Origin of the sequence: Mucilaginibacter antarcticus (assembly GCF_042686155.1) — a bacterium.
Taxonomy (GTDB): domain Bacteria; phylum Bacteroidota; class Bacteroidia; order Sphingobacteriales; family Sphingobacteriaceae; genus Mucilaginibacter; species Mucilaginibacter antarcticus.
This window is the reverse complement of sequence record NZ_JBHUON010000001.1, coordinates 217,253-243,579: the sequence shown is the minus strand read 5'-3', so window position 1 is coordinate 243,579 and position 26,327 is coordinate 217,253. Positions and strand designations below refer to the sequence as shown.

At 42.1% G+C, this 26,327-nt stretch carries 24 protein-coding genes; 15 read left to right on the top strand and 9 right to left on the bottom strand.

The features are described 5' to 3' along the window. Positions 1-91 precede the first annotated feature (91 nt). Complete coding sequence (locus ACFSYC_RS01015; RefSeq protein ID WP_377122525.1) at positions 92-1,816, top strand: glycoside hydrolase family 3 protein; 1,725 nt, start codon at positions 92-94, stop codon at positions 1,814-1,816. A gap of 161 nt (positions 1,817-1,977) precedes the next feature. Here the strand turns inward: ACFSYC_RS01015 and ACFSYC_RS01010 are convergent, their stop codons facing one another. Next, entirely contained in the window at positions 1,978-2,199 is a 222-nt protein-coding gene (locus tag ACFSYC_RS01010) for a hypothetical protein (protein ID WP_377122522.1), read from the bottom strand. A 141-nt stretch (positions 2,200-2,340) separates the two neighbouring features. Here ACFSYC_RS01010 and ACFSYC_RS01005 point away from each other — a divergent pair, with 141 nt between their 5' ends. Both ACFSYC_RS01005 and ACFSYC_RS01000 read left to right on the top strand, forming a co-directional pair. Further along, positions 2,341-5,523 (top strand): ATP-dependent helicase, encoded by a 3,183-nt coding sequence (locus ACFSYC_RS01005; RefSeq protein WP_377122519.1) that lies wholly within the window; start codon positions 2,341-2,343, stop codon positions 5,521-5,523. Between the two features lie 64 nt (positions 5,524-5,587). Next, positions 5,588-6,964, top strand: coding sequence for a M20/M25/M40 family metallo-hydrolase (locus tag ACFSYC_RS01000; RefSeq protein ID WP_377122516.1), 1,377 nt, complete (start codon positions 5,588-5,590; stop codon positions 6,962-6,964). 186 nt (positions 6,965-7,150) lie between these two features. Here the strand turns inward: ACFSYC_RS01000 and ACFSYC_RS00995 are convergent, their stop codons facing one another. Next, on the bottom strand, positions 7,151-7,363 hold the full coding sequence (locus ACFSYC_RS00995) for a hypothetical protein (RefSeq protein WP_377122513.1): 213 nt from the start codon (positions 7,361-7,363) through the stop codon (positions 7,151-7,153). Between the two features lie 195 nt (positions 7,364-7,558). On the opposite strand from ACFSYC_RS00995, the gene ACFSYC_RS00990 reads away from it, so the two are divergent. Together ACFSYC_RS00990 and ACFSYC_RS00985 are read left to right on the top strand one after the other, a co-directional pair. Then, positions 7,559-8,593 (top strand): sensor histidine kinase, encoded by a 1,035-nt coding sequence (locus tag ACFSYC_RS00990; protein ID WP_377122510.1) that lies wholly within the window; start codon positions 7,559-7,561, stop codon positions 8,591-8,593. Between the two features lie 2 nt (positions 8,594-8,595). Beyond that, positions 8,596-9,327: a LytR/AlgR family response regulator transcription factor gene (locus tag ACFSYC_RS00985; RefSeq protein ID WP_377122507.1), complete on the top strand. Its 732-nt coding sequence runs from the start codon at positions 8,596-8,598 to the stop codon at positions 9,325-9,327. Positions 9,328-9,412: 85 nt separating this feature from the next. Here the strand turns inward: ACFSYC_RS00985 and ACFSYC_RS00980 are convergent, their stop codons facing one another. The 4 genes from ACFSYC_RS00980 to metK form a co-directional block, all read right to left on the bottom strand. Next, on the bottom strand, positions 9,413-10,150 hold the full coding sequence (locus ACFSYC_RS00980; protein WP_377122504.1) for a lysophospholipid acyltransferase family protein: 738 nt from the start codon (positions 10,148-10,150) through the stop codon (positions 9,413-9,415). Between the two features lie 39 nt (positions 10,151-10,189). Then, entirely contained in the window at positions 10,190-10,756 is a 567-nt protein-coding gene (locus ACFSYC_RS00975) for an NUDIX domain-containing protein (protein WP_377122501.1), read from the bottom strand. A gap of 17 nt (positions 10,757-10,773) precedes the next feature. Continuing rightward, positions 10,774-11,304: a DUF3347 domain-containing protein gene (locus tag ACFSYC_RS00970; RefSeq protein WP_377122498.1), complete on the bottom strand. Its 531-nt coding sequence runs from the start codon at positions 11,302-11,304 to the stop codon at positions 10,774-10,776. 73 nt (positions 11,305-11,377) lie between these two features. Next, positions 11,378-12,628 carry a methionine adenosyltransferase gene (gene metK / locus ACFSYC_RS00965; protein ID WP_377122495.1) on the bottom strand — a complete coding sequence of 417 codons (1,251 nt, stop codon included), beginning with the start codon at positions 12,626-12,628 and terminating at the stop codon, positions 11,378-11,380. A gap of 185 nt (positions 12,629-12,813) precedes the next feature. Between metK and ACFSYC_RS00960 the strand changes: the two genes are divergently transcribed. The 10 genes from ACFSYC_RS00960 (at position 12,814) to ACFSYC_RS00915 (ending at position 21,795) form a co-directional block, all read left to right on the top strand. Further along, positions 12,814-13,710, top strand: a complete 897-nt coding sequence (locus ACFSYC_RS00960; protein ID WP_377122492.1) for a diacylglycerol/lipid kinase family protein — start codon at positions 12,814-12,816, stop codon at positions 13,708-13,710. 5 nt (positions 13,711-13,715) lie between these two features. Then, positions 13,716-14,057, top strand: a complete 342-nt coding sequence (locus ACFSYC_RS00955; protein WP_377122489.1) for a translation initiation factor — start codon at positions 13,716-13,718, stop codon at positions 14,055-14,057. 10 nt (positions 14,058-14,067) lie between these two features. Next, on the top strand, positions 14,068-15,366 hold the full coding sequence (gene nhaA, locus ACFSYC_RS00950) for a Na+/H+ antiporter NhaA (protein WP_377122486.1): 1,299 nt from the start codon (positions 14,068-14,070) through the stop codon (positions 15,364-15,366). A gap of 576 nt (positions 15,367-15,942) precedes the next feature. Continuing rightward, positions 15,943-16,773 carry a MotA/TolQ/ExbB proton channel family protein gene (locus ACFSYC_RS00945; protein WP_377122483.1) on the top strand — a complete coding sequence of 277 codons (831 nt, stop codon included), beginning with the start codon at positions 15,943-15,945 and terminating at the stop codon, positions 16,771-16,773. An 86-nt stretch (positions 16,774-16,859) separates the two neighbouring features. Then, on the top strand, positions 16,860-17,474 hold the full coding sequence (locus ACFSYC_RS00940) for a biopolymer transporter ExbD (RefSeq protein WP_377122480.1): 615 nt from the start codon (positions 16,860-16,862) through the stop codon (positions 17,472-17,474). A gap of 6 nt (positions 17,475-17,480) precedes the next feature. Next, positions 17,481-18,023, top strand: a complete 543-nt coding sequence (locus tag ACFSYC_RS00935) for an ExbD/TolR family protein (protein ID WP_377122477.1) — start codon at positions 17,481-17,483, stop codon at positions 18,021-18,023. Between the two features lie 32 nt (positions 18,024-18,055). Further along, on the top strand, positions 18,056-18,874 hold the full coding sequence (locus ACFSYC_RS00930) for an energy transducer TonB (RefSeq protein WP_377122474.1): 819 nt from the start codon (positions 18,056-18,058) through the stop codon (positions 18,872-18,874). Between the two features lie 9 nt (positions 18,875-18,883). Then, positions 18,884-19,114, top strand: coding sequence for a hypothetical protein (locus ACFSYC_RS00925; protein ID WP_377122471.1), 231 nt, complete (start codon positions 18,884-18,886; stop codon positions 19,112-19,114). Then, a complete protein-coding gene (locus ACFSYC_RS00920) occupies positions 19,101-20,027 on the top strand; it encodes a PstS family phosphate ABC transporter substrate-binding protein (RefSeq protein WP_377122468.1) in 927 nt (308 codons plus the stop codon). Before ACFSYC_RS00925 ends, ACFSYC_RS00920 begins: the two co-directional genes overlap by 14 nt. A 22-nt stretch (positions 20,028-20,049) precedes the next feature. Then, positions 20,050-21,795: a tetratricopeptide repeat protein gene (locus ACFSYC_RS00915; RefSeq protein ID WP_377122465.1), complete on the top strand. Its 1,746-nt coding sequence runs from the start codon at positions 20,050-20,052 to the stop codon at positions 21,793-21,795. 619 nt (positions 21,796-22,414) lie between these two features. Here the strand turns inward: ACFSYC_RS00915 and ACFSYC_RS00910 are convergent. The 3 genes from ACFSYC_RS00910 to ACFSYC_RS00900 are packed head-to-tail and all read right to left on the bottom strand — an operon-like array spanning position 22,415 to position 26,240. After that, entirely contained in the window at positions 22,415-23,128 is a 714-nt protein-coding gene (locus ACFSYC_RS00910; RefSeq protein WP_377122462.1) for a 3-keto-disaccharide hydrolase, read from the bottom strand. A gap of 35 nt (positions 23,129-23,163) precedes the next feature. Further along, on the bottom strand, positions 23,164-24,477 hold the full coding sequence (locus ACFSYC_RS00905; protein ID WP_377122459.1) for a GntT/GntP/DsdX family permease: 1,314 nt from the start codon (positions 24,475-24,477) through the stop codon (positions 23,164-23,166). 47 nt (positions 24,478-24,524) lie between these two features. After that, on the bottom strand, positions 24,525-26,240 hold the full coding sequence (locus tag ACFSYC_RS00900) for an IlvD/Edd family dehydratase (protein ID WP_377122456.1): 1,716 nt from the start codon (positions 26,238-26,240) through the stop codon (positions 24,525-24,527). Positions 26,241-26,327 lie beyond the last annotated feature (87 nt).

Sequence of the window (26,327 nt, the reverse complement as noted above, 5' to 3'; positions counted from 1 at the left end):
TAATTTATTATTGCTGTTATTATATCTCTTATACGGTGCACTTTGTTAAGTGGTTACAGTTTTCTAATATTTTTTAATTTATTTTTGACGCATGACCCGGATCAAAATATTTGCAAGCTGTGCAGCCTTCATTTTTCTTACCCAAATCAGCACCGTAACCCTCGCTCAACAAACAGATTATATTCAATCATTAAGTCAGCAGAACAAGTGGGTGGACTCTGTCTATCAAAAGCTTAGCCGCAAGCATAAAGTTGCCCAGTTGTTTTTTGTGCGGGCACACACCAACTTGGGTCGCAGATATGAGGACTCTGTAGCTAAAGTTATTGAAAATGAGCAACTTGGCGGCGTGGTGTTTTTCCAGGGTGGGCCGGGTAGGCAGGCCGGTTTAATTAACCGTTACCAGCACCTGTCAGACGTGCCGCTATTGATTGCTCAAGACGCAGAATGGGGAGTAGGAATGCGTTTAGATTCTACACTTTCATACCCATATCAAATGACTTTGGGGGCCATACAAGACAATACTTTAATATACAAAATGGGGCAATACATAGCTTATGATTTTAAACGCATAGGCATGCATATGAATTTTGCGCCGGTAATGGATGTTAACAATAACCCTAACAATCCGGTGATCAATTACCGTAGTTTTGGCGATAACAAATATAACGTAACTAAAAAAGGCATTGCTTATTTTAAAGGTATGCAAGATGCCGGGCTGTTAACTACGGCCAAACATTTCCCCGGCCATGGCGACACTAACGTCGATTCGCATCTGGCCTTGCCGCTGCTACCCTTTACCAGGGCGAGATTAGATTCGTTAGAAATGTATCCTTTCAGAGAAGCCATTGCAGCCGGTTTGAGCGGGATGATGATAGCGCACATGAGCATTCCGGCGTTAGATAAAACGCCTAACCAGGCATCCACCTTGTCGCGCACAATTATTACCGGCGTACTTAAAGACTCGCTTGGCTTTAAGGGGTTGGTGGTGTCGGATGCTATGGAAATGAAAGGCGTTACGGTCAACAACCCTCATGGCCAGGCCGAAGTAAAAGCTTTTTTGGCTGGTAACGATATCATAGAGCTATCTATGAATTCAAAGGAAGCTGTGCAGAAAATAAAGGTGGCATTACGTAAGCACCTAATACCATACGCCGAGTTTGAAGCAAAAGTAAAGAAAGTGCTGGCCGCTAAATATTGGGCAGGCTTGGCAAACCGTAAAGATGTATCGGCTGCCAATATTTTGGCCGACTTAAACCGCGAGCCTGCTAAACAGCTCATACAGCAATTAAGTGACGCTGCCGTAACTGTTTTAAAAGGCGATGCTGCGGGGATAAAATTAAAGCCGATAATGAAGACAGCCGTTGTAAGCATCGGCGCAGATCAGTACACCACATTTCAAACCGAGCTAGGTAAATGGACAACCAACGGCCACCTATTTATTATAAACAAAAAAGCCCAGGTGCCTTACCTGAAAAAAATGTTAGATATGCTTAATGAGTATGATCAGGTGTACATCAGTTTGCATGATACCCGCACGCGCCCTGCCAGTAAGATAGACTATAGCGATGCGATTAAAGAGTTTATTGCCGCCGCCACGGCGCATAAAAATGTGGTGATGTGCGTATTTGCCAACCCTTATGCCATAGCAGGTTTACCGGGTATTGAAAAAAGCACCGGCCTTATTGAATGCTACCAAAATAGCCCCGAAATGCAGCGCGCTGCAGCAAAAGTTATTACCGGCGAGCTAAAACCAAGTGGTAAGTTGCCGGTAAGTGTCAACGTGTTTTTCCCTACAGGGACTGGGTTTGGGCTGTAACGTTAGTAGGTCCAGGCATACCGATTATTGATGTAGATGGCGTGCCCGTCAACTATATCGGATTGGATGATTTGATAAAAAATAAAAGCATTAGCGGCCGAAAGCAAGATTTATCAGACATTAATGAACTTAATAAGCTTAAAAGAGCTAATTCTAAATAATTACATCCTCAGCCTCAAAGACACTGACCTGCCAAGCGCCTGTACCAACTCGGGATTGACGGACTTCTCTTCACTGTTTTGTATCCAATTTTTCTTTTCGTCTAATATCAGGTCCAGCTTTTCGCCGTTAAATATCAGCTCCAACTCGGTAGTGTGCTTATTTATTTGGTTTGTATTTAATATTTGATAAGTATAATCTATATCATCAAAAGTAATTCTCATCGGTAGTCCCATAGTCTCAATCTTCGGTTGTAAATATAACGGATACATTTGCAATGAATTTTATTTGTTGTAAAATATTGTTGAAATGTTATTCCTAAAGCAAATGGGGTTAACTAATATCTTTAGTATCTTTATCAAATAATGATGCAATCAAACCTAAATAAATACAACCAAAAGTTTCAGGATGCCCTTGCCGGATTAAACCCCGAGCAGTTAGCTGCTGTTAATAAAATGGATGGCCCGGTACTGGTAATTGCCGGCCCGGGTACCGGTAAGACACAAATACTAGCTGCACGCATAGGTAAAATATTGACAGACACCGATGCTTTAGCCAGCGAGATACTTTGTTTAACCTATACCGATGCCGGCGCGGTATCCATGCGTAAGCGTTTGTTTGAGTTTATTGGCCCCGATGCTTACCGCATACATATATATACGTTTCACGCTTTTTGTAACGAGGTGATACAGGAAAACCTGGAGTATTTTGGTAAACTTAACCTGGAGCCCTTGTCTGATCTTGAATCGGCCATGTTATTCCGCGAGTTGGTGGACGATTTTCCGAAAGATCACTTATTGAAGCGCTTTACCGGCGATATCTATTTTGATGTGTCAAGATTGAAAAGCTTGTTCTCTACCATGAAGCGGGAGAACTGGAACGAGGGACACTTTTACCAGGCAATCACAGATTATATCGATCTGGTGGATAATTGCGACCAGGATTCGCCCTACTATTCGCAATATTACTATAAACGAAAATCGGCTAACAATGCAGTAGGCGACAAAAAAGCAACCTACCAGGACATGCTGGATAGGATGGAGAAGCTTAGGATAGCGGTAGGAGAGTATAAAAATTACGACGCCAAGATGAAAGCCCGCGGTCGTTATGACTATGATGACATGATCATATGGGTGCTTAAGGCCTTCCGCGAGAGCGAGGAAATATTGCGCCGTTACCAGGAGCGGTATCATTATATATTGGTAGATGAGTTTCAAGACACCAGCGGATCGCAAAACGAACTATTGAAGTTTTTGCTGAACTATTGGGAAACGCCAAATGTATTTGTAGTGGGCGACGATGATCAATCCATCTTTAAGTTTCAGGGCGCCAACATGCGTAACATCCTTGATTTTAATACTGATTATATCGATACAATATCTACAATTATATTACGGAATAACTACCGCTCAAATCAGCATATCCTGGATATTTCTCGCGCGCTCATTGACAACAATAACGAGCGATTAACGAAGCAACTTAAACTGGATAAAATCCTGAAAGCGTCGCATCCGCGTTTTGACGAAGCCATTGTAAAGCCCATCATCCGCGAGTACGAGAACCCCGATCAGGAAATGGTAGATGTAGCACAAAGCATCAGGCATTTGGTTGAAAACGGTACCCCACCCCGCGAAATAGTGGTAATTTACCGCAACCACAGTCAGGTTGAGGACCTAATTCACTATTTAAATACCCAGAAAATACCCGTTAATACCCGCCGAAAAATTGATGTTTTAAGCATGCCTTTCGGCGAAAAGATCATCAATATATTACGCTACCTGGCCATGGAGCTCGACTCGCCTTACAGTGGCGACGAATTGTTGTTTGAGATTTTACATTATGATTTCTTTAGCATTCCGCCTATAGAGATTGCCAAGGCCAGCATTGCGGTATCAAAAGAAAACTTTACCACGTCGGCTAATAACGCCCCTAAAACTTCGTTGCGAAGGTATATTCACGAAATAAGGGTGCCGGCACAGCAGGGCTTGTTTGATGCCGCGCCAAATATCGAGATGAAATACCTGCTTAATAACATTGACGAGTTATTGAAAGATGCGGTTAGTATTACCGTACAGCAGCTATTTCAGCAGGTGATAGGTAAGTTGGGCATATTGCGATACATTATGCATCAGCAGGATAAAGGCACTTTTATGCAGGTGCTCACCAATTTCTTTGACTTTTTAAAAGACGAAAGTAGAAAGAACCCCGAAATAAAACTAGTCAACCTGTTAGCTACTATAGACACCATGAAGGAGCACGGCATCAGGCTGGATCTTAACCAGGTTATTTTTTCTGATAATGGCGTCAATTTTTTCACCGCACACGGATCAAAGGGGCAGGAGTTTGAGCATGTATTCTTTATAGGCTGCGATAAAAGAACCTGGGATAGCAAGGGCCGCAATACAGGCTTTACGTACCCCGATACATTGACCCAGGCTGCCAATGATGATATCGCTCAAAAAGAAGAATCGCGCAGGTTGTTTTATGTAGCGCTTACCAGGGCTAAGCAATGCCTGATAATATCGTACGCTAATAAGGACCGCAAGGGTAAAGACCAGGAGTCGTCGCAATTTATTGGTGAGATATTGGCCAAGACCGACATGGTTGTTGAGTACCCTAAAGTAAGCGAAGTTGCCATGCTTGACTTCTTTGTCACGCAGTTTAGCGAGGCAGACAAGCCAAAGGTAGAGCTGATAGATCATACCTACATCAATCAACTATTACAGAATTACACGCTGTCTGTTACCCATTTAAGTAACTACCTGGATTGCCCGTTGCGCTTTTACTTTCAGTGTTTAATCAGGGTGCCATCCGGCAAAAGCCCGTCAGCAACATTTGGCCAGGCAGTGCACTGGGCTCTAAATAAGGCTTTCAGGTGGTTGAAGGATGATGACGATAACTTCCCGTCAACCGAACAATTTATGAAGGAGTTTAAGTGGTATATGTACCGCAACCGCGACTCGTTTACCAAAGAGGAGTTTAAACTTCGTGTTGATTATGGCGAAAAGATATTGCCTGCCTATTACGAGTTAAATGTGCCTAACTGGAATAAAGTTGCCCTTACCGAGCGCAGCATTAAAAACATCGAAATTGGCGGCATCCCTATTAAGGGTAACCTCGATAAAATTGAATTTAACGGCAAGCAAGCCACCATTGTTGATTACAAGACGGGTAAGTTTAAAAATGCCAAGGACAAGCTTAAACGGCCCATAGGCGAAGAAGACAAAGGTGGCGACTATTGGCGCCAGGCAGTATTTTATAAAATACTGATAGATAATGACCGTACTAACGATTGGGAAGCTATTAGTACCGTATTTGACTTTGTTGAACCGGTTGACGACAAATATCCAAGCGAGAAGATTGTCATCACCCCGGAGGATATCGAGATCGTCACTAACCAGATAACCACCGTTTACCAAAAGATCATGGCGCATGATTTTAACACAGGCTGCGGCAAAAAAGAATGCGACTGGTGCCACTTCGTCCGAAGTAACTTTAAACAGGCTGATGAGGTGTTGGGTATTTTAGCTGATGAGGAGGGGGAGTAACAATCTTGTTGAGACGCAATCGATTTACGTCTCTTTTTGTATATTGAAGTTTTAATTTTTGCATATGAAATTCGCCAAATTCTTACCTCTAATGTTTTTTACGCTAACAACCTTTGCGCAAACCACCATCCGCCAGGATGCAGGTATTAAGCAAATGGTTGATGATGTGTCAGCTAAAAATGTTGAGGCTATAATACGCAAGCTGGTGAGCTTTAAAACCCGCCACACCATGAGCGATACCACCAGTAAAACCGAAGGCATTGGCGCAGCGCGCGACTGGATAAAAGGCGAAATGGAAAAGTATGCTGCCGCTTCGAACGGCCGTATGAAGGTAGAGTTTGATGCCTTTACCCAACCTGCAGGTGGGCGTTATGCTAAGCCGACAGTCTTAAAAAACGTGCTGGCCATACTGAAAGGGACCGACCCTACTGATACGCGCGTATATATGGTATCGGGCCATTATGATTCAAGGGTTACCGATGTGATGAACATTAAGGGTGATGCCCCGGGTGCGGTTGATGATGCTTCGGGGACAGCTGTGTCTATGGAGATATGCAGGATTATGGCCCAGCGCGCGTTTCCGGCTACCATAATCTTTATGGCGGTACCTGGGGAAGAGCAAGGGCTTAACGGATCAGCGCATGTTGCTAAACGCGCTAAGGATGAGCATTGGAATATAGATGCCATGTTGAACAACGACATTGTAGGCAATACCTTCGGGCAGGATAACGGCATTAAAGACAATACTAAGGTGCGCGTATTTAGCGAGGGTATTGCCTCTGTTAATGCTGTAGTGCGTGGTGATACCAGTCGAAGAGTTGCCACAGCTATCGGCGGGCTAATAGGCAACGGCGGCGAAAATGATGGCCCGTCGCGCCAATTGGCACGTTATACCAAAGAGATTGCCGAGCGTTATGTAGAAAATCTGGATGTTAAATTGATATATCGCCGCGACAGATTTTTGCGTGGTGGCGATCAAACCTCATTTCAACTACAAGGCTTTACCGCTGTTAGGCTTACTGAAATGAATGAAGATTTCACCCACCAGCACCAGGACCTGCGTACGGAAAAAGGTGTCATTTACGGCGACCTGCCTCAATATGCCGATTATAACTATGTTCAGAAAGTAGCCCGTATGAATTTATCGGTACTGGCTAACCTTGCATCGGCACCTGCATCGCCGGATAACGTTGGTGTTACCACATCGGGCTTAACCAATACTACTACGTTAAAATGGCAGCCGCCAATAACGGGGAAGAAACCGGCTGGATATTACATCCTGATGCGCGAAACCATAAGCCCTTATTGGGAAAAGAAGATCTTTGTAACCGGCACTGAAACTACGCTAAACTACTCAAAGGATAACTATTTCTTCGCGGTACAATCTGTGGATGCCGAAGGGCATGAGAGTCTCCCTATGTATCCTAAACCGGTGAGGTAACACGGCAATTGTCATCTTGAGGAAACGAAGAATCTCCTTCCCATCACTTATAAAGAAATTGAACAAAAAAAGTCCGGAACATTATTGACCCGGACTTTTTACTTATGTATATTAGGGCTGCGACAAAACGCAGATTATTGCTCTTAAAAAGAAGTTGGGACTAAATCGTCAACCTCTAATTACAGCTTACCAAACGTCTTGCTTGCTAATAGCAACAACGCCTTTTAAAACGCTAACGCCTTTAACAAACAGTGATGTAGCTTTAGCGGTTGATTGCGCTGCGCTTTCAAAATCCGCTTTCTTTTGTTCAAACTGGTAGCTAACGCCCATAATTAATGCAAACATTACCGGGGCAAGTAACAATATAAATGGATTGGTGTTGGTAAAAAGCTTTTTCATTGTGAGTTCGTTTTATTTGATGAAACAAAGGAACACTCTTTTTTTATCCTGCTAAAAACATTTATACCAACCCGCTTTATTTGTAGATGAACGCCAATTGCCGGTTGGTAGATAAAAATTGCCGGTTGATCGATAAAATAGGGTGCTCTATATAAATAGTGGCGCTATGTGCGTCAAAATATTACTTTTGAAGTAATGAAAAAAAACTGGCAGATATTTTTCCATGCCATTACCTGGTTAAGTTTAATTGCGTTTTGCGTGTTCATTTTTCGCGATAGCGAAGACATAAGCCTGCGGCGTCTTTTCATACTTTTCGGTTTGTATGGCGCCATCAACATAAGTCTATTTTACATCAACTACTTGCTTTTTATCCCCCGATTTTTAAACCGGAAAAAATATAGCCTTTATATACTATCGGTATTGGTTACCATGGCTGCCTATGCTATTGGTAAATACTGCGTGGGCCTGCTTTTTGTTGATGATGTGTTGATGCACAACGTTATGGTTGGCACTAAAGCAACCCGCCAATCAATTAGTTTTTGGTCTTATTTTGTGAGTACCTTTTTCACCAGCATACTGTTTGTTTTCTTAAGCATAATACTAAAATTCAGTACCGATTGGTTCCTGAACGAACGTATCCAGCGCGACCTGGAAAATCAGCGGCTTAGTGCCGAGCTGGCATTTCTTAAGTCACAGATCAACCCGCATTTTTTATTTAATTCGTTAAATAGCATCTATTCACTGGCTTATCAGCATTCAGAGAATACGCCGGGCGCAATCCTTAAGCTGTCAGAGATTATGCGTTACATGCTTTATGAGTGTAATGACAATAAGGTTGACCTGTCAAAAGAGCTGCAATACCTTCAAAACTATATCGATCTGCAAAAAATTCGATTTGGCAACAATGCACAAATAGATTACAAAATTGATGGCGAGGTTACTGATCAAAAGATCGTTCCGCTATTGCTTATTGCTTTTATTGAGAACGCCTTTAAACATGGGATTGGCAATGATACGCAGTCGCCGATAATCATGGTCATCAGCATTGATAAAGAACACTTGCAGTTTTATATTGAAAATAAAAAGTACACCAATAACCGCGACGCAATAGGTGGTATTGGCTTAAGTAACGTTAAGCGCAGGCTTGATCTTTTGTACCCCGGAAAATATAATTTACAGATCCGCGACGAAATTGACACCTACACTTGCGAATTATCCTTAGTTTTATAGCCATGATAAGATGCCTTATAGTTGATGACGAGCCGTTGGCTCTAAACATACTGGAAGACTACATATCTAAGGTGCCGTTTATGGAGTTAGTAAAATCAACCACCAACCCAATTGAGGCTCTTACGTTAGTGCAGGATGGTAACATTGACCTGGTTTTTTTAGATGTTCAAATGCCTGAGCTTACCGGCATTCAGTTTTTGCGCATCGCTAACGGAAAAACAAAAGTTATTTTAACAACGGCCTATCCGCAATACGCCCTTGAGGGCTATGAGCTTGATGTGGTTGATTACCTTCTTAAACCAATAGCATTTGATCGTTTTTTTAAAGCGGCGCAAAAGGCGCAAACAATAATCCATCCCTCTAAGACCCCTGTTGCCGAGCCCGTACAAGTACAGCAGCAGCAACATAATTTTTTAAGCGATTTTATATTTGTAAAAAGCGAACATAAAATCCAAAAGGTGTATCTGCACCAGATATTGTTTATAGAGGGGTTAAAAGATTACATCTCCATCTTTACCACAGCAGAGCGTATCATCACCCTGCAGAATATGAAAAAGATGGAGGACACGCTGCCCGAGAAACATTTTGTACGTGTGCATAAATCATACATCGTAGCGCTAAACAAGATAGATAGCATAGAGCGTAGCCGGATTCGCATAGGCGAGAAAATCATCCCGGTAGGAGATACTTATCGCGACGATTTCTTTAAGATTATTGACGGGAAGAACGTTTAAGAACTTTGTTTTTTTGTTAGTGTATCAAGATTAACCGCCGGTAGCTTAGCCAGGGATGTGAGAAAGGCTAAGTAAATTGTAATCATCAGGCCTGACCCAGTGCTACTTTAATTCTCTGCTGCGCTTCTTTTACAACTTCTTCAACAGTGCCACTACTTGGTTCAATAGGTTCAAGCACTTCCCAGGTCATATCTATAAAAGTATTGAGAGGGTATAAGCCGTAGCGTATCATTTCCCATGATCTGTTGATAGCTATTGGGACAATAAGTGCATTTGGACATTTTTTCAAGATGATAGCTATACCGCCAGCCTGAAAAGGTTTTACGTTGCCGGTTTTTGAGCGTGTACCTTCAGGGAAAATCACTGCCGACCAATTATTCTCTTTCATTCTGGTTCCCAGCTTACCGATTTCCATCAGCGATTGACGCGGATCGTTACGGTCAATATTTGCGCCACCACCATATTTTAAATTGAAGGATATAGAAGGAACGCCCCTGGTAAGCTCAATTTTAGACACAAACTTAACGTGATAGGGTCTGAGGTAATAAATAAGCGGCGGGATATCCAAAAAACTCTGGTGGTTTGATATGAATATCATAGGGCGACCAACAGGCAGGTTTTGTTTGTTAATAAACGTGGCAGTATTAAATAAAAGGTATACGGTTTTGGTGAGCAGCAGATCTAGAAAATCTACCACGCCTTTATGCGCCGAGTAGCCTATGAATTTATAAGTAAACCATTGTATTGGCTGAAATATGACCAACTCTAAAAAAAAGACCAGTATGGCAAATGGCGTTAAAATATAGCCCAGAAATTTTCTCATACGTTAATTAATGCCACGAAATTAAAAATAAATTGTCAATTAAAGGGATAAGCTATTTTCCATCAGCATCAGTTTTACCCTCAATATTGCTGCAACAGTTACCGCGTCTTTTATGCGGCCAGCGCATACCATTTGGTAGACTTCATTAAACGGCAGCTTTTTTACTATTAATTGCTCGGTGTCCTCAGGGTGGGCTTCGAGTTGCTCAAGGCCGGTGGCTATGTAAATAATGCAGAGCTCGTCGGTTACAGAGTTGCTCAGATGCATACGTTGTATCTCTGTCCAATGGTTTGCAGTAAGGCCGGTTTCTTCTAGTAGTTCGCGTTTTGCCGCATCCAGCGGGTGTTCATGTAGTGGTCCGCCCCCCTCTGGTATTTCCCAGCTGTATTCGCTCAAAGCAAAGCGGTACTGGCCAACCAGATAGGTATTCAAGTTTGCATCTAAAGCTACAACACCTATTGCCCTGTTTTTAAAGTGTACCTTGCCATAAATGCCCGGGTTGCCCGATGGATTGACCACCTTAAACTCGGTCAGTTTTATCCAGGGATTATCATAGAGCTCTTTTTGCGACGTTACCTGCCAGGGGTTATCTTCCGGGTGTTGCATTAAATATAGTGTGGGTATTATTTCTTAACCGAGATGGCTGGTAGTATATCCTTAGTCACGCCTTCTCTCCCCATTTTCTTATCAGCTATGCCATAGTAGGGGTTTCTGACGGCCGGTCCGTCATTTAGCCAATAGGAGTCGCTGGCGGCGCTATATTGCCTGTAAATGACCATGCTATTTGCTTTCATATCTTTTAAAGTATTATAGAGCGTGTTAGATAAGGCTGAAAATTGCTTACGTTGATTAGCGATGGCCGATTGCTCGCTGATGCTCCGGGCGGGCAGTTGTAACCGGGATAGATAACTAAACCAAGCTGTGTGTTGTAGGCTATTCATGTCCTTTGTAGGCACGTTGTTTAAGTCCCATATCATTTTGCCGGCCTTGTTTTTTACGAGGTTAGCATTACCCGCTGTCAGGGCGTTTTTAACCTCAAAATAATCTCTGATAACCGTTGTAATGGCATAGTCCAAACCGCGCTGTTGTGCTTTAGCCATGCCTGTACCGGCGCTTATAATGGTTAAAAACAAAATGATTTTAACAAGTTTCATGCTATAAAAAATATCGGGTAAAAAAAGAGCGATGGAAAAATCCATCGCTCTAAATTATAAAAAATCATTAATCTTATAAGCCAAACGCAGCTTTTACCTGGTCAACATAGTCAAGTTTTTCCCATGTAAACAATTCAACTTCCCTGGTAATAGTAGTGCCATCGTGCTGTGTAAATGTTTTGCTTACAATTTGACTTGGCTTACCAAAGTGACCATAGGCGGCCGTTTCGCTGTATATAGGGTTACGTAGTTTAAAACGGGTTTCAATAGCGTAAGGAGTCATGTTAAAAATGTCTTCTACTTTTTTAGCTATCTCGCCGTCGCTTAAACCTACTTTAGCAGTACCGTAAGTGTTTACGTAAATTCCCATTGGCTGTGCAACGCCAATAGCGTACGACACCTGAACCAAAATTTCGCTGCTCACACCGGCAGCCACCATGTTTTTAGCAATGTGACGGGTAGCGTAAGCAGCAGAACGGTCAACCTTTGACGGGTCTTTACCAGAAAAAGCACCACCACCGTGAGCACCTTTACCACCGTAGGTATCAACGATGATTTTACGGCCCGTTAAGCCTGTATCGCCATGTGGACCGCCAATAACAAACTTACCGGTTGGGTTAATGTGATACTTAATATCGTTGTTAAAAAGGTGAGCGTATTTTGGATATTTAGCCTTTACACGTGGGATAAGTACCCCGATGATGTCTTTGCTAATTTTAGCCAACATTGTTTTTTCTTCATCAAAATCATCATGCTGGGTTGATATAACGATAGAATCTATACGAGTAGGTTCATTATTGTCATTGTACTCTAACGTTACTTGCGATTTTGCATCAGGGCGTAAATAAACAATATCAGTAGCTTCGCGACGAATAGCAGCCAGCTCAATCAATAAGGCATGAGCCAAATCTAGTGCTAACGGCATATAGTTGTCAGTTTCGCTGGTTGCGTAGCCAAACATCATACCTTGATCGCCCGCGCCTTGCTCTTCTTTAGCCTGGCGGTCAACTCCTTGATTAATATCAGGCGATTGCTCATGGATAGCAGAAAGCACGCCGCATGAGTTGCCATCAAACATGTACTCGCCCTTGGTATAACCAATTTTGTTGATCACCTCACGGGCAATTTTTTGTACATCTAAATATGCTTTGGATTTCACTTCGCCGGCTAAAAAAACTTGTCCGGTAGTCACTAAAGTTTCGCAGGCAACTTTTGATTCCGGGTCTACTGCTAAAAAGTTATCAATTAAGGCGTCAGATATTTGATCGGCAACTTTGTCCGGGTGTCCTTCTGATACGGACTCTGATGTAAATAAGTATGGCATTTTTAAATGATTATTACGTTAAATATAGCAGAAAAAAGAAGTTTAACGGAACGTTGTAAAGAAGATGGTATTAGCACTTTTTTACGTGGTTGCAATCCCGTCCCCCCGTTGGGGGGCAAAAAATCAGTCCACTATTATGCAGCAAAAATAAAACAATTTTTACAAAGCCGAAAATACATTTACTTTTGACAGCTAAAAATAAATTATTGGAACGGAAGACGTTATTTATCATTAACCCAATATCGGGCGGGAAGAGAAAAGATGGTGTGCCAGAATTAATTGGTAAACACTTTAATGGCCAAAGTACTATTATTTTCACCAAAGGTATAGCGCACGCCAGCGAGGTTGCCGCAGAGACTAAGGGTAATTACGATATGATTGTTGCCGTTGGCGGCGATGGTACCGTTAATGAGATAGCGTCAGTACTTGTAGGTAGCAATGCTACATTGGGTGTAGTGCCCTGCGGGTCTGGCAATGGTTTGTCACGGTTCCTGGCTATCCCTATGGATATCGAAGCTGCTATAAAAAATCTAAATAATGGCAAAGTTGCATGTATAGACTCGGCTACGGCCAACGGAAAGGCTTTTTTTAATATGGCCGGTATGGGCTTTGATGCTCACATAAGCCAGGTATTTGCCCATGGTAAAACCCGTGGGTTTATCACTTATATTAAATCGTCGTTTAAAGAGGTTATTAACTATAAATCTCATGAATATACTATTGAAATAGACGGCAAAACGTACAAGCGTACTGCCTTTATGTTGAGCTTTGCTAATTCATCGCAATTTGGCAACAATGCGCACGTTTCGCCGTATGCATCGGTGCAGGACGGTTTAATAGATGTTTGTGTAATAAAACCTTTTCCGCTTTGGCGGTTTATTGAAATGGGGATACGCATGTTTACCAAAACTGCCGAAGGTTCAAAATATGTAGAGATTATTCGCGGTAAACATATTGTGGTTACCCGCGACAGCGATGGGCCATTGCATTTAGACGGCGAGCCGGAGACTGCTGGCGAAAGAGTAGAAATCAGTGTGTTACCGCAATCATTAAAAATAATAGTAGGCGATAGTTTTAAATAGGCTGTATGTCAAAAAAAAATAAAGGTACCGGTGGTGTAATGTACTCTACCGATTCGAGTTTTCAATATAATGGCACTGCGGCTAATAACGCGGGCACCCTTCCGCCACAGCAGCAAAACCTCCGGATATTTCTCGACCGCAAAGGCGGGGGCAAGCAGGTAACTGCCATAGCGGGTTTTGTAGGCACCAATAACGACCTGGAAACTTTAGGGAAAAAGCTAAAAACTAAATGCGGTGTGGGCGGTAGTGTAAAAGATGGCGAGATATTAATACAGGGCGACTTTCGCGATAGAATACTTGTTATGTTACAGGCCGATGGCTACAAGGCTAAAAAGGCAGGTGGTTGAAAACGCTAAAATGAAAAAAACTCCAATAGAAAAAATTCTTGCTCCCGTAAGTCGTTTTATTCATTTAGAATATACAAGCGGTGTGGTGTTACTAGCTTGTGTGCTTGCCGCCATTTTATGGGCCAATTTAGATCATGAAAGCTACGAACATTTGTGGGAGATCAATCTATCGGTTGGTTTTGATAGGTACATTTTAAGCAAGCCTTTGCATGTTTGGATAAATGATGGCTTAATGGCGATATTTTTCTTCGTTATAGGGCTTGAACTCAAACGAGAATTTTTGGCAGGCGAATTATCGACCTTAAAAAAGGCATCATTGCCAATGATGGCTGCTTTGGGCGGAATGATTGTACCTGCCCTACTATACGTTTTAATTAATAGCAATACCCAGGCAACGCGCGGATGGGGTATCCCGATGGCAACTGACATTGCGTTTGCGTTGGGATTATTATCTATGGCCGGCAAAAACGTGCCGCCGTCAATAAAAATATTTTTAGCTGCTTTAGCAGTAGCAGACGATCTGGGGGCCGTGCTTGTAATCGCGTTTTTTTACACCAACCAGCTAAATTTGGCTGTCTTAGGTTTAGCCGCGATTTTTTTGGTAGCGCTCATTATAGGTAACAAGATGGGTATACGTACCAGCAGCTTTTACCTTATTGTGGGCATAGCCGTTTGGATATGCTTTTATTTTTCAGGTATCCATGCTACCATTGCAGGGGTTTTAGTAGCTTTCACTGTGCCTGCAGTAACCCGTATCAGCGAAAGTAAATATTCAGACACCCTCCGTCAAATGTCTTACAAGTTTGATGAAGAAATACCAAACAACAGCACTTTGCTAACCGCTAATCAGTATCATATTATATATGATGTTAAGGAATTGAGCCTTGCAGCAGAAACGCCACTGCAAAAAATTGAACATGCCATCCATCCCTGGGTAGCTTTTATTATTATGCCGTTATTCGCTGTAGCTAATGCGGGCATAATTATAAGTGCTGACTTTTTTACCGCGATACAAAACCCTGTTACTATTGGCGTTATGATTGGGCTCGTTGTAGGTAAATTTGTTGGTGTAATTAGCTTTACCTGGTTAATGATAAAATCAAAAATTTCTGACCTGCCTTTAAATGCCAGCTGGATGCACATTATAGGGATAGCCTTGCTTGCAGGAGTGGGTTTTACGATGTCATTATTTATCAGCGGGCTTGCTTTTTCTAATAGCTTATATATTTCGCAAGCCAAATATGGCATATTGTTGGCATCGATTATTGCTGGTGTACTTGGCATGTTGGTTTTAAAACGCGCCAAATAATTTAAGTTGCAATATTTGACTAATTTTTTAGTTAATATTGAGATATAATAAAAAACTTGCTTTAGGCTTGTTTTACTGCATAAACGTGCTGATATTGTGCCACTAATTATATAAACGTTATCGGTTGTAAGGCATTTTTGTTGTGTAATGTAGATTTGATTAAGCGTATTGAATGACTAGAGGGGAATTGAGAGGGAATTATTCGTATTGTCTTTTGGCATAATGCAGTGGTAAAGTGTTGCTGTTGATGAGTTTAAGAATCTTGCTTATTAAAAACATCTATTATAACAAGATTATTACAGCATTATAACGTTATAATTACACAACTTTATACCTTACCGCTTGTTATTTAAAAAAATAATAGGTTTTATTGTAAAAAATTGTTGTAACAAGTATTATTTTAAGGCTGTTATTAATAGCCTAAGAACGCCAACGATAGCAAATGTTAAATAATTATTAAAGAATTACGAAACTGTTTTTTTATTTCATTTATATTCTATTTTTGTTATCCGCTTAAAAAAACACACAATCAACTAACTAAAAATAAACAAAAACTAAAAACTAAAATTTAAAGTAATGGCAAACGCACCAACAAAACCAACTACCGTTAAAAATGAAAGCTCAAGTGCATCTGGCATGTTTGCGACCTTGACTGTACCTCTTTGTATCCTTGTAACAGCATTAATCTTTTTCTTTATTTTGGCTCATCCAAGTCACTTTAAAGGTGGTGATGTTGAAGCAGGCGAGCCTGTAGATTTATTCGGAATCGTTTACAGAGGCGGCTATTTAATTCCTGTAACAATGGGTTTTGTATTAATGGTAATTGTATTCTCTATAGAACGTTTTATCGTTATCGGTAAAGCATCAGGTACTGCAAGTATCGACGCTTTTGTTAAAAAAATTCAAGCTAACCTTAATTCAGGTAACATTGACGCGGCTACTGCTGAGTGCGACAAGCAAAAAGGTTCTGTAGCAAACGTTATCAAATCTGGTTTGAAAAAATACAAAGAAATGGAAGCAGAACAAACTTTGAACGTTGATCAAAAGACAATGGCTATCCAAAAAGATATCGAAGAAGCAACTGCTTTAGAGATGCCTATGTTAGAGCAAAACTTAACTATTATCGCTACCCTGGTATCCATCGGTACCTTAACCGGTCTATTGGGTACGGTAATCGGTATGATCAAGGCATTCCACGAATTAGCTGGTTCTGGTGCTAATACAGCAGCCTTATCTGCGGCTATCTCTGAAGCATTGGTTAACACCGCTCTAGGTATTGGTACGTCAGCTATCGCGATTGTAATGTATAACGTGTTTACTTCTAAAATTGATAGCTTAACTTACGCTATCGACGAAACAGGTTTCAGTATCGTTTCTACATTTGCAGCAACCCATAAAAACAAATAAATTTTAGTGTTAATATCCAGGTCTTAGCGGTGTGTTGAGACCTGGAGTTAATTTATCATTTAACACTATATTTTAAATAAACAATTATGGCAAGAGCTAAAGTCTCAAGAAAAAGTACATCAATTGACATGACCGCCATGTGCGACGTCGCGTTTTTGCTGTTAACTTTCTTTATATTATCTGCAAAACCAAAGGTACAGGATCCATTGCCAACTGATATCCCTGCATCAACAACCATAGAGGCATTGCCTGAGTCGGATTTTTCGACAATGCTTGTTGCACAGGGTAAAGTATTCTTTAGTGTGGAAGGCGCTGACGTGCGTTTAGAGACATTAAAAGGTATGGCTGCACAATACAACCTAACCTTTACACCAGACGAAGAAAAAGCGTTTCAAAGCTTAGACGCAGTAGGTGTGTCTATTGTAAGCTTAAAAAGCTATTTGAACATGACCCCGGCCGAAAGGACGGGCACTTTGCAAGCTGGTGTACCTGTAGACACTACTGATAATAATGAATTGTACCATTGGATTAAAAATGCGCGTAAAGCTGACAAGCTTGTACACAACAAAGAGTTGCGTATAGCTATTAAAGGCGACAGCAAAGAGGAGTATCCTACAATTGCAAAAATTATCAAAACCTTGCAAAAGCAAGAAGTTAACAAGTTTGGTTTAATCACATCGCTTAGAGCGGTGCAAAAATAATTAGAAATGGCAGAATTAGATACCTCCGGCGGGGGTAAAAAAGGCGGCGGCAAGGTAAGAACCAAGAAGAAGAACACCAGGGTGGATTTAACCGCGATGGTGGATTTGGCGTTCTTATTGATCACCTTCTTTATCCTGACCACGACATTGCAAAAACCAAAAGCATTGGACCTAACCATGCCGGACAAGGACGAGAAAAACAACAATCAGTTGCCCGTACCCGAAACCCGTACCATGACGGTATTATTAGGAAGCGGTAACAAAGCCGAATGGTACATGGGTTTGCCTCAAAATCCTTTAACATCGCCAACGGTGGTTAAATTGGGTAATAGCAAGCAAATGCGCGAAGCTTTGATAGAGCAAAATAAAAAAGTGTTGGCAGCATCTGGTAAAGAGATGATCGTTTTGGTTAAGCCAAGCGATAAATCAACTTACGTGGATATGGTAACTATGATGGATGAGTTAAATATCGTAGCTAATCAACAAAGAGCTATTGTAGATATCACACCTATTGAGGTTGAGCTGTTGAAGCGCGATGGCGCATATTAATAAAATTAACGTAAATTTTAAAGCTTGAAATAATGCTTGGATCAAAATTAGACATTTTAAAGCAGGAATGGATTGACGTTGTTTTTAACGATAGAAACAAAGCTTACGGTGCGTATGAGTTAAGAAAGAAAAACGCCGGACGTACTGGCCGGGCTTTCTTATTCGGTGCCGCTTTCTTTGTGTTTGCCATATCGTTACCAACAATTATCAATGCTATTCAGGGATTTATCCCTAAGGCTCCTGTGAAGGTAAAAATCACCGACGTGGTATTAACGCCACCTCCGGTTGATGCAAAAAAATTACCTCCGCCGCCACCACCAGAACCGCCTAAGCCAAGGACGGATCAAATCAAATTCCCTCCGCCGATTGTAAAGCCGGATAACGAGGTAATTGAAGAACCACCTACGCAGGCAGATTTAAAGAGTGCCGACCCTGGTCAAAAAGATCAGAAAGGCGACCCTACTGCTGAAGTTCGTATTGACGAGCCGGTGGGTAACTCTGACACAAAACAGGTTACTGAGGACGAGAACACGATATTTAGCCAGGTAGAAAAACAACCTGAGTTCCCTGGAGGTTTAGAGGCTTTTAGTAAATACTTAGGTAACAATATCAAATTTCCACCGATTGACCGTGAAAACGGTGTGAGCGGTAAAGTAATCTGCTCGTTCGTTGTAGAAAGAGACGGTAGCTTAACTGATGTTGTTGCGGTACGTGGCCCGAGTGAGACGTTGAAGGCAGAAGCTATTCGTGTATTGAAAAAATCACCGAAGTGGAAACCAGGTATTCAAAATAACCGCCCGGTTCGTGTATCTTACACCGTGCCAATAGCGTTTACGCTAGAGACGGAATAACCAGACAATATGTCATCAGATTTTATCAATAAGCAGAAATCGCTCAAAAGGCGGTTTCTGCTTATTTTAGGAGCTATCACATTTATATGCTTTTTGGGCCTTGGCCTAATGGTGATTTTTACAGATTTAGTATTACCGGACGATGGCGGCTACACCAAGCCTTTGTTTGGCGGTTTAATAATTATCTATTCTGTGTTGCGCTTCTCGCGCTTATTAAAAAAAGACGATGATGATAAATAATAGCTTACGCTATTTACTGTTAAGTTTTGTAGTAATTGCCGGTTTTACGGCCTGTAACCAAAATAATTCAAAAACTTCCGAAGAAGAAACTGTTGCGGCTGGCAGGGTTAAATTGATAGCTGATGAGTCTTTTCAACCCATTGTTGATGAAGAGGCTTATGTGTTTCAGTATTTAAACCCTAAGGCTACGCTCGATATTTCTTACCAGACAGAGAATAGTGTTTTGCGTTTGCTGTTAAATGACAGCATCAGATTTGCTATTTTGTCGCGCAAGCTTAGTGCCGCAGAGGAAAAACTATTTAAAGACAGAACGCTGCCGCCAGTAACTAATAGGTTTGCGCTTGATGCTGTTACTTTTATAGTGAACCAATCGTCGGCAGATACCTTGATTACCGTTAATGAAATAAAGAAAATACTTAACGGAGAGACTAAAACGGGTACTGATATCGTTTTTGATAATGCAAACTCAAGTTTAGTACGTTATTTGAAAGAGTTTACCGGCATAAAAGATTTTAAACTTAAGAACCTTTTTGCAGTCAAAAACAATAAGGAAGTTATTAAGTATATTAGTCAGCACCCGCAGGCAATTGGCATAACGGGCTTTGTTTGGTTAAATGATCCGGGTAAAGATTATGCGGCTGCGGTAGATAAAGTAAAGATAGTTGCGGTAAAGGATGAGAATAGTAAAGATGCCCCTGATCAATACTTTAAGCCATCTCAAACTACCATAGCGCTCAAACAATATCCGCTGGTGAGGGATCTATTCTTGATAAACTGTACCGGTAAAATGGGCTTAGCTTCTGGATTTGGACAGTTTGTATTGAGTCAAAGAGGACAGCGGATCATTTTGAGATCAGGTATTTTACCAGACTCAATACCGTCAAGGGAAATTAACATCAAAAAGAATCTATAAATAAACATCTAAATAAATGAAAATGAAAATGATCACTAAAATAGCTAATACGGCATTGGGGCTGATGCTTATCGGATCAGCTGTTTTCGGGCAAAGTCTTGCTGACGCCAAGAAAGCTATCGATGCAGAGCAATATCAGAAAGCAAATGGAATGCTTAAGAATTTGGTAAATACGCAACCGAGTGATGAAAATTACTTCTACCTGGGTTGGGTTTACCTTACGCAGGATTATGCGGATTCTGCCAAAGCAGCCTTTACTAAAGGTTTAGCTGCTGATCCAAAATCAGCTATAAGCTACGTAGGTTTAGGCGCGGTTGCCCTTGCAGCAAATGATGCTACAGGCGCTACTTCAAACTTTAACCAGGCTATACAATTAACTGCAAAAAAAGATAGCCGTCCGTACTTATACATTGGTAAAGCTTATTTGCTTGATGCTAAAGACGGCAAATTTCCGCCTGCAAAAGCAAACGCAGCTATCGATGCTTTAACTAAGGGTAAAACTGTCAACCCTAAAGATGCCGATGTTTTGGTAGCCTTAGGTAACGCATACCGCTCTCAGTTAAAAAGTAATGATGCTTACGATGCTTATCAGGCAGCTTTAACGCTTGATCCAAAATCGCCGACTGCAAATGTTGCAACAGGTGTGTTGTGGAGATATGCAAACAACTTTGATGACTCTGAGAAACAATTTCAATCGGCTCTAGCTATCGACCCTAATTTTGGTCCAGCTTATCGAGAGTTGGCTGAGACCCAAAAAACTCAGGCTCAAAGAGACCGTAAGGTTGCGTCTGAGAAGATTAAGTTAGCGGTAGAGAATTATAAAAAATACATAAGCTTAACAGACGAATCTGTGGAGTCGTTATTGCGTTACGCTGACTTTTTAGTAAACGCAGGTGATTACACCACTTTACAGGAGGTTGCAACTAAGCTTTCTAAGTCAGCCTCAGTTAATGCTCGTATTTACCGCTATTTAGGTTATGCAGCTTATGAAAATAAGGATTACCCGGCGGCTCAAACTGCATTGGATAGCTGGTTTTCAAAAGCGACACCGGAACGTATTTTGCCAAGAGATTACACTTACTTGGGCCGTATTCAGTTAGCATCAGGAAAAGATACTACTAAAGCGGTTGCTAATCTTGAAAAGGCTGCTGAACTAGATAGCACAAGCGCTGACGAAATTTACTCTGACATAGCTACTATGTACAGAGCTAAATTCAAATGGGCAGAAGCGGCGGCTGCTTATGAGAAAATGTTTCAAAAGTCTGAAGGAAAATTATTGTTAAACGAGCGTTTTTACTATGGCGTTAGTGCCTATCAAGCCTTTAAAGGTCAATCAAGAGCGGCTAAAACCAATAAGGAAATTAAGCCAGATTCAACTTGGCTTACTAAAGCTGATTCAGCCCTGAGCTTTGTAGAGCAAAAAGCTGCATCGCCGATTTATCAGGCCACTCAGTATAGAGCCTATATAGCAGACGAAAAAGATACTGATTATTCAAATTTTAAAGGGATTGCAAAACCTCATTATGAGAGAGTTGTAACGCTATTAACAGCTAAAGCTACGCCAACAGCGGCTGAGAAACGCGGCATTGCCGAAGCTTATGGTTACTTGGGTAATTATTCTCAATATCGTGATAAAGACATACCCAAAGCAGAAGAATGGTATACTAAATCCCTTGAGTTTAACCCTGAAGCCTACTTTGCTAAGTTTTATTTCGATAGCAAGGCTTCATCTACAAAACCGGCAGTTAAAAAGGCCGGCAGTAAATAATAGAATAATTCATACAAAACAGGCCAGCATTGAGGCCAGCCATGGTCGGAAGAAATTCCGCCATTTTTTATGTTTAAAAAAAGAAGGCTTGGGGCTCGACCAAATTGTTTGATGACCATTTGATTGTTAGATCTCTTACTTGATGTTAGCTTTTTTATACATTACAGCATCATTACAACGATCAGTGTCATGTACAAGATTACCAGTATCCCTATTTTGTTAAGCGAAACAAGATGTCTTGCATTGAGTTCCGGTTTGATGAGGCGAAAAAAGACTTTATATCCCAACGCTTTTGTATGCTATGGAAATCTCCGCCGCTGAGTATTGTAACTCATTAGTCAATAGCTATATTCTTTCTCATTTTCGCCCTTGCTCTTGATTACGACAAGCCGAAAAGTGGTTCTACCATTCTTCGCTATAATATTTTTTGCGGGTTTTATTGGTGGGAATACGTGTAGAGCTGAACTTGACGGCCACTGACCACCATAGATTCGCCCGGATTTAACGAGATAAAGATCCGATTATAAAATATTTATATAAATCACCCTCGTTAAAACAGAAAGTCGGAAGAAACCTTCCGACCATTACTGGCTACCAGCAGCCTTTAGATTAAAAGCCCTTACAGCGCTCTCACCTTAATATTCTTAAACTTAACCGGGCCATGATGGTCCTGTAGCATAAAGCGGCCTTTTTCTACAGTACCAAAGGTCGGTTCAACTTTATTGAATTTGCTGTCGGTAACGCCGGCTAAAAATGCTTCGCTGCCGCGGGTATATTCTAATACCTTTTTGCCGTTTACAAAATGTTGTACGTTATTGCCTTTTACCAGCACCCGGATGGTGTTCCACTGGCCCGGTGGGTTAACTCTTTTGTTGGCCTCAACAGGTGGCAGTACATCGTAAAATGATCCCAGCAGGTGGTCGGCCAATTTGTTGTCCTCGCCTAAAACATCGTCAATAATCTGAAACTCGCAGCCCAGGTTGCCGCCTTTATCATATTTATGAAACAGGTATTTTATACCGGTGTTGGTGCCCGGCTCAATATTAAAGTCAGCTACAAACTCAAAATTTTCATATTCTTCGGTTGTAAAAATATCTCCTCCTTTGGCATCCTTTTTTAAAGTAAGTGCGCCGTTAATAATCTCCCAGCCGCCGGGTGCCGCGGTAAGGGGTTGGCCCTCGCTGTTGGTCCAGCCTTTAGCAGTAGTTCCGTCAAATAGCAGCTTCCATTTTTCGCCGGCTTCTTTTTTTGTTAGCGTATTGTCTTTGGTTTTTTGGGCGAAGGCCGGTGATAGCGCCGCTCCTAATAAAATGGTTAAAAATATCTTCTTCATGATTTGTAATGGTGTTATCAAAAATATCAAAATTATTAGATTAATGTGTTCAATATAAGCACCCCTAACAAGCCTATCACAGATACTAAAGTCTCCATAAGCGACCACGACATAAAGGTTTGTTTCATTGTCATACCGAAATATTCTTTGTTCACCCAAAAGGCGGTATCATTTACGTGTGAGCAAAATAAACTGCCCGCGCCAATGGATAGCACCATCAGGTTAGGGTCGGCCGGCACTTGTTGCATCAATGGGTAGATGATGCCTGCTGCGGTTAAACCCGCCACCGTTGCAGACCCTAAGCATAACCTTAATATTGCAGCGATGATCCAGCCCAATAGCAAAGGTGGCAGGTTAAGGCCCTGCAAAGAATCAGCAATTTGCGCGCTGGATCCGCTATCCAGCAACACCTGTTTTAAAATGCCCGCGCTACCAATGATGAGCATTATAGTAGCTATTTCTTTAATAGCGTCGGCATATACGTTCATTACTTCGCTTAGCTTCATGCCCATGCGCATCCCCAACGAATACGTTGCTATGGCGATAGTTTCCATGAGGGCAATGTTAGGGTCGCCTAAAAAGGCGGCGACGTCTTTCAACGTTTTGTTATCACCACTAAAGCGCACCACCAAAGTACTCAGGCCGATAATAATTACCGGTAATAAAGACGACAGGATACTGTTAGCCAGACCGGGCAGTTTTTCATCAGGGATGTCCTGCACAGAATTAGCGATGGCCGAATTGGTGTACATTCTACGCAGCGTCCTGGCAAATATCGGCCCCGCTATGGCACAGGTAGGTATGGCCACTATAAAGCCGTAAATAAATACTTTAGATATATCAGCATGAAACTGCACCAGCAAGGCCATTGGCGACGGATGCGGGGGTAAAAAACCATGCATTACAGACAGCGATGCCAGCATCGGGATACCTACATATACCAAAGGTAACTTATACTTGCCGGCCACAGAGAAAATAATAGGCACCAGCAAAAAGAATCCAACGTTATAAAATAAAGGTATGCCGACGATAAAGCCGGTAGCGCACATGGCCCACGTAATGTATTTTTCGCCAAAGGCCTGCCGCATAGATGTGGCAATTTTTTGGGCTGCACCACTAACGCCAACCAGCTTACCCAGCATGGCGCCCAACACAATGACAATAACCAGTGAGCCCAGCATATCCCCCAATCCTTTATTAACAGATTGTACGATGTTTGGCAAAGGCATACCGAGCAATAGCGCAGCCATTACCGAGATGATTAAAAAAGTAAGAAACACGTTTACCTTTGCCCAGGTTACCAGCAAAATAAGCGTGATAATACAGATGAGGAGGATGATGATTACCATGTTTCTATTCCGGATCTATTATGTTTTATTTCGAACGACAGGGTTGATTAATGCGAGTCCCTCAAAACCTCAGACCCGGAACCACCCACCAGAAAATCGAGATCGGCACCTTTGTCAGCTTGCAATACGGTGTTAACATATAAATTAACGTACCCTCGCTCTGATGCCAATGGTGGCGCTACCCAGTTTTTACGGCGCTCTGCCAATTCCTCGTCTGTTACTTCAAGGTGCAGGCGTTTATTTGCCACATCCAGTTCAATCATATCACCGTTTTGCACCAAGCCTAAGTTGCCTCCTATGGCCGACTCTGGGGACACGTGCAGTATCACTGTGCCAAAGGCCGTCCCGCTCATGCGTCCGTCTGATATGCGCACCATATCGGTTACTCCTTTTGCCAATACTTTTTTGGGCAGTGTCATGTTACCAACTTCGGGCATGCCGGGGTACCCTACCGGGCCAACGCATTTTAAAACCATTACGCAGGTTTCGTCAATATCAAGGTTGGGGTCATCCACACGGGCATGGTAGTCTTCAATATTTTCAAAAACTACAGCACGGCCACGGTGCTGCATTAGCGCAGGTGTAGCAGCCGATGGTTTTATTACTGCCCCATTAAGTGCAAGGTTGCCTTTAACAACAGCTATACCGGCTTCGGCAATTACCGGCTTATCAAAAGGGAATATCACTTCCTCATTATACACTACACCGGCAGTTTCAATATTTTGTTTGTGCGATTGGCCCGTTACCGTAAGGACATCCATATCCAGTTGCCCGCTCATTTGTTTAAGCACGGCAGGTAAGCCGCCGGCGTAGTAAAAATCCTCCATCAGATACTTGCCACTAGGCATAAGATTAACCAGTAATGGCATTTTGCTGCCCAGGTTATCAAAATCTTCAAGGTTAAGTTCAACCCCCATACGGCCGGCAATTGCCGTAAGGTGTATCACAAAGTTTGATGAGCCACCAACCGCGGCATTTACCTTTATGGCGTTTTCAAAAGCAGAGCGGGTTAAAATCTTCGACATTTTAAGGTCTTCCTTTACCATCTCCACTATCCTGCGGCCGGACAGCTGTGCAATACGTTTACGGCGCGAATCTACCGCAGGGATTGCCGCACCACCACTTAATGACATCCCTAACGCCTCTACCATACAGGCCATTGTGGACGCTGTACCCATTGTCATGCAGTGTCCCGGGCTGCGCGACATGCAGCTTTCGGCTTCAGTAAACTCTGCGTAGCTCATTTTGCCGGTTTTCAGATCATCCGTAAAGGTCCAGACGTTGGTGCCCGATCCTATGTCATGGCCTTTATATTTACCGTTTAACATTGGTCCGCCCTGTACTACAATGGTAGGCAAGTCTACACTTGCAGCACCCATTAAAGTTGATGGTGTAGTTTTATCGCAGCCAGTAAGCAGCACTACCCCATCAATAGGGTTACCGCGGATAGACTCTTCCGTGTCCATACTAGCCAAATTTCTAAAAAGCATAGCAGTAGGCTTCAATAAGGTTTCGCCTAATGACATAATCGGAAACTCTACCGGAAAACCGCCAGCCTCTAACACGCCACGCCTTACACTTTCGGCAATATCGCGCAAGTGGGCGTTGCAGGGGGTAAGTTCAGACCATGTATTGCAAATGCCTATCACCGGGCGGCCGTCAAACATATCCTCGGGCATACCCTGGTTCTTCATCCAGCTGCGGTATATAAAGCCCATTTTGTCTCGTTTGCCAAACCAGTCGGTACTGCGGTAGTTAGCCATATTAAATATATTTTGCTATTTATTGTATAGGCCGGCCCGATATAATATTGGGATGCGGTAAAGCAATAAATAAGTGTTGTTTAAATT

What these genes read in the sequence shown, in the direction of transcription:
- ACFSYC_RS01015 (WP_377122525.1), top strand. Translation starts at nt 92, where the DNA reads ATGACCCGGATCAAAATATTTGCAAGCTGTGCAGCCTTCATTTTTCTT.
- ACFSYC_RS01010 (WP_377122522.1), bottom strand. Translation starts at nt 2,199, where the DNA reads ATGAGAATTACTTTTGATGATATAGATTATACTTATCAAATATTAAAT.
- ACFSYC_RS01005 (WP_377122519.1), top strand. Translation starts at nt 2,341, where the DNA reads ATGATGCAATCAAACCTAAATAAATACAACCAAAAGTTTCAGGATGCC.
- ACFSYC_RS01000 (WP_377122516.1), top strand. Translation starts at nt 5,588, where the DNA reads ATGAAATTCGCCAAATTCTTACCTCTAATGTTTTTTACGCTAACAACC.
- ACFSYC_RS00995 (WP_377122513.1), bottom strand. Translation starts at nt 7,363, where the DNA reads ATGAAAAAGCTTTTTACCAACACCAATCCATTTATATTGTTACTTGCC.
- ACFSYC_RS00990 (WP_377122510.1), top strand. Translation starts at nt 7,559, where the DNA reads ATGAAAAAAAACTGGCAGATATTTTTCCATGCCATTACCTGGTTAAGT.
- ACFSYC_RS00985 (WP_377122507.1), top strand. Translation starts at nt 8,596, where the DNA reads ATGATAAGATGCCTTATAGTTGATGACGAGCCGTTGGCTCTAAACATA.
- ACFSYC_RS00980 (WP_377122504.1), bottom strand. Translation starts at nt 10,150, where the DNA reads ATGAGAAAATTTCTGGGCTATATTTTAACGCCATTTGCCATACTGGTC.
- ACFSYC_RS00975 (WP_377122501.1), bottom strand. Translation starts at nt 10,756, where the DNA reads ATGCAACACCCGGAAGATAACCCCTGGCAGGTAACGTCGCAAAAAGAG.
- ACFSYC_RS00970 (WP_377122498.1), bottom strand. Translation starts at nt 11,304, where the DNA reads ATGAAACTTGTTAAAATCATTTTGTTTTTAACCATTATAAGCGCCGGT.
- metK (WP_377122495.1), bottom strand. Translation starts at nt 12,628, where the DNA reads ATGCCATACTTATTTACATCAGAGTCCGTATCAGAAGGACACCCGGAC.
- ACFSYC_RS00955 (WP_377122489.1), top strand. Translation starts at nt 13,716, where the DNA reads ATGTCAAAAAAAAATAAAGGTACCGGTGGTGTAATGTACTCTACCGAT.
- nhaA (WP_377122486.1), top strand. Translation starts at nt 14,068, where the DNA reads ATGAAAAAAACTCCAATAGAAAAAATTCTTGCTCCCGTAAGTCGTTTT.
- ACFSYC_RS00945 (WP_377122483.1), top strand. Translation starts at nt 15,943, where the DNA reads ATGGCAAACGCACCAACAAAACCAACTACCGTTAAAAATGAAAGCTCA.
- ACFSYC_RS00940 (WP_377122480.1), top strand. Translation starts at nt 16,860, where the DNA reads ATGGCAAGAGCTAAAGTCTCAAGAAAAAGTACATCAATTGACATGACC.
- ACFSYC_RS00935 (WP_377122477.1), top strand. Translation starts at nt 17,481, where the DNA reads ATGGCAGAATTAGATACCTCCGGCGGGGGTAAAAAAGGCGGCGGCAAG.
- ACFSYC_RS00930 (WP_377122474.1), top strand. Translation starts at nt 18,056, where the DNA reads ATGCTTGGATCAAAATTAGACATTTTAAAGCAGGAATGGATTGACGTT.
- ACFSYC_RS00925 (WP_377122471.1), top strand. Translation starts at nt 18,884, where the DNA reads ATGTCATCAGATTTTATCAATAAGCAGAAATCGCTCAAAAGGCGGTTT.
- ACFSYC_RS00920 (WP_377122468.1), top strand. Translation starts at nt 19,101, where the DNA reads ATGATGATAAATAATAGCTTACGCTATTTACTGTTAAGTTTTGTAGTA.
- ACFSYC_RS00915 (WP_377122465.1), top strand. Translation starts at nt 20,050, where the DNA reads ATGAAAATGATCACTAAAATAGCTAATACGGCATTGGGGCTGATGCTT.
- ACFSYC_RS00910 (WP_377122462.1), bottom strand. Translation starts at nt 23,128, where the DNA reads ATGAAGAAGATATTTTTAACCATTTTATTAGGAGCGGCGCTATCACCG.
- ACFSYC_RS00905 (WP_377122459.1), bottom strand. Translation starts at nt 24,477, where the DNA reads ATGGTAATCATCATCCTCCTCATCTGTATTATCACGCTTATTTTGCTG.
- ACFSYC_RS00900 (WP_377122456.1), bottom strand. Translation starts at nt 26,240, where the DNA reads ATGGCTAACTACCGCAGTACCGACTGGTTTGGCAAACGAGACAAAATG.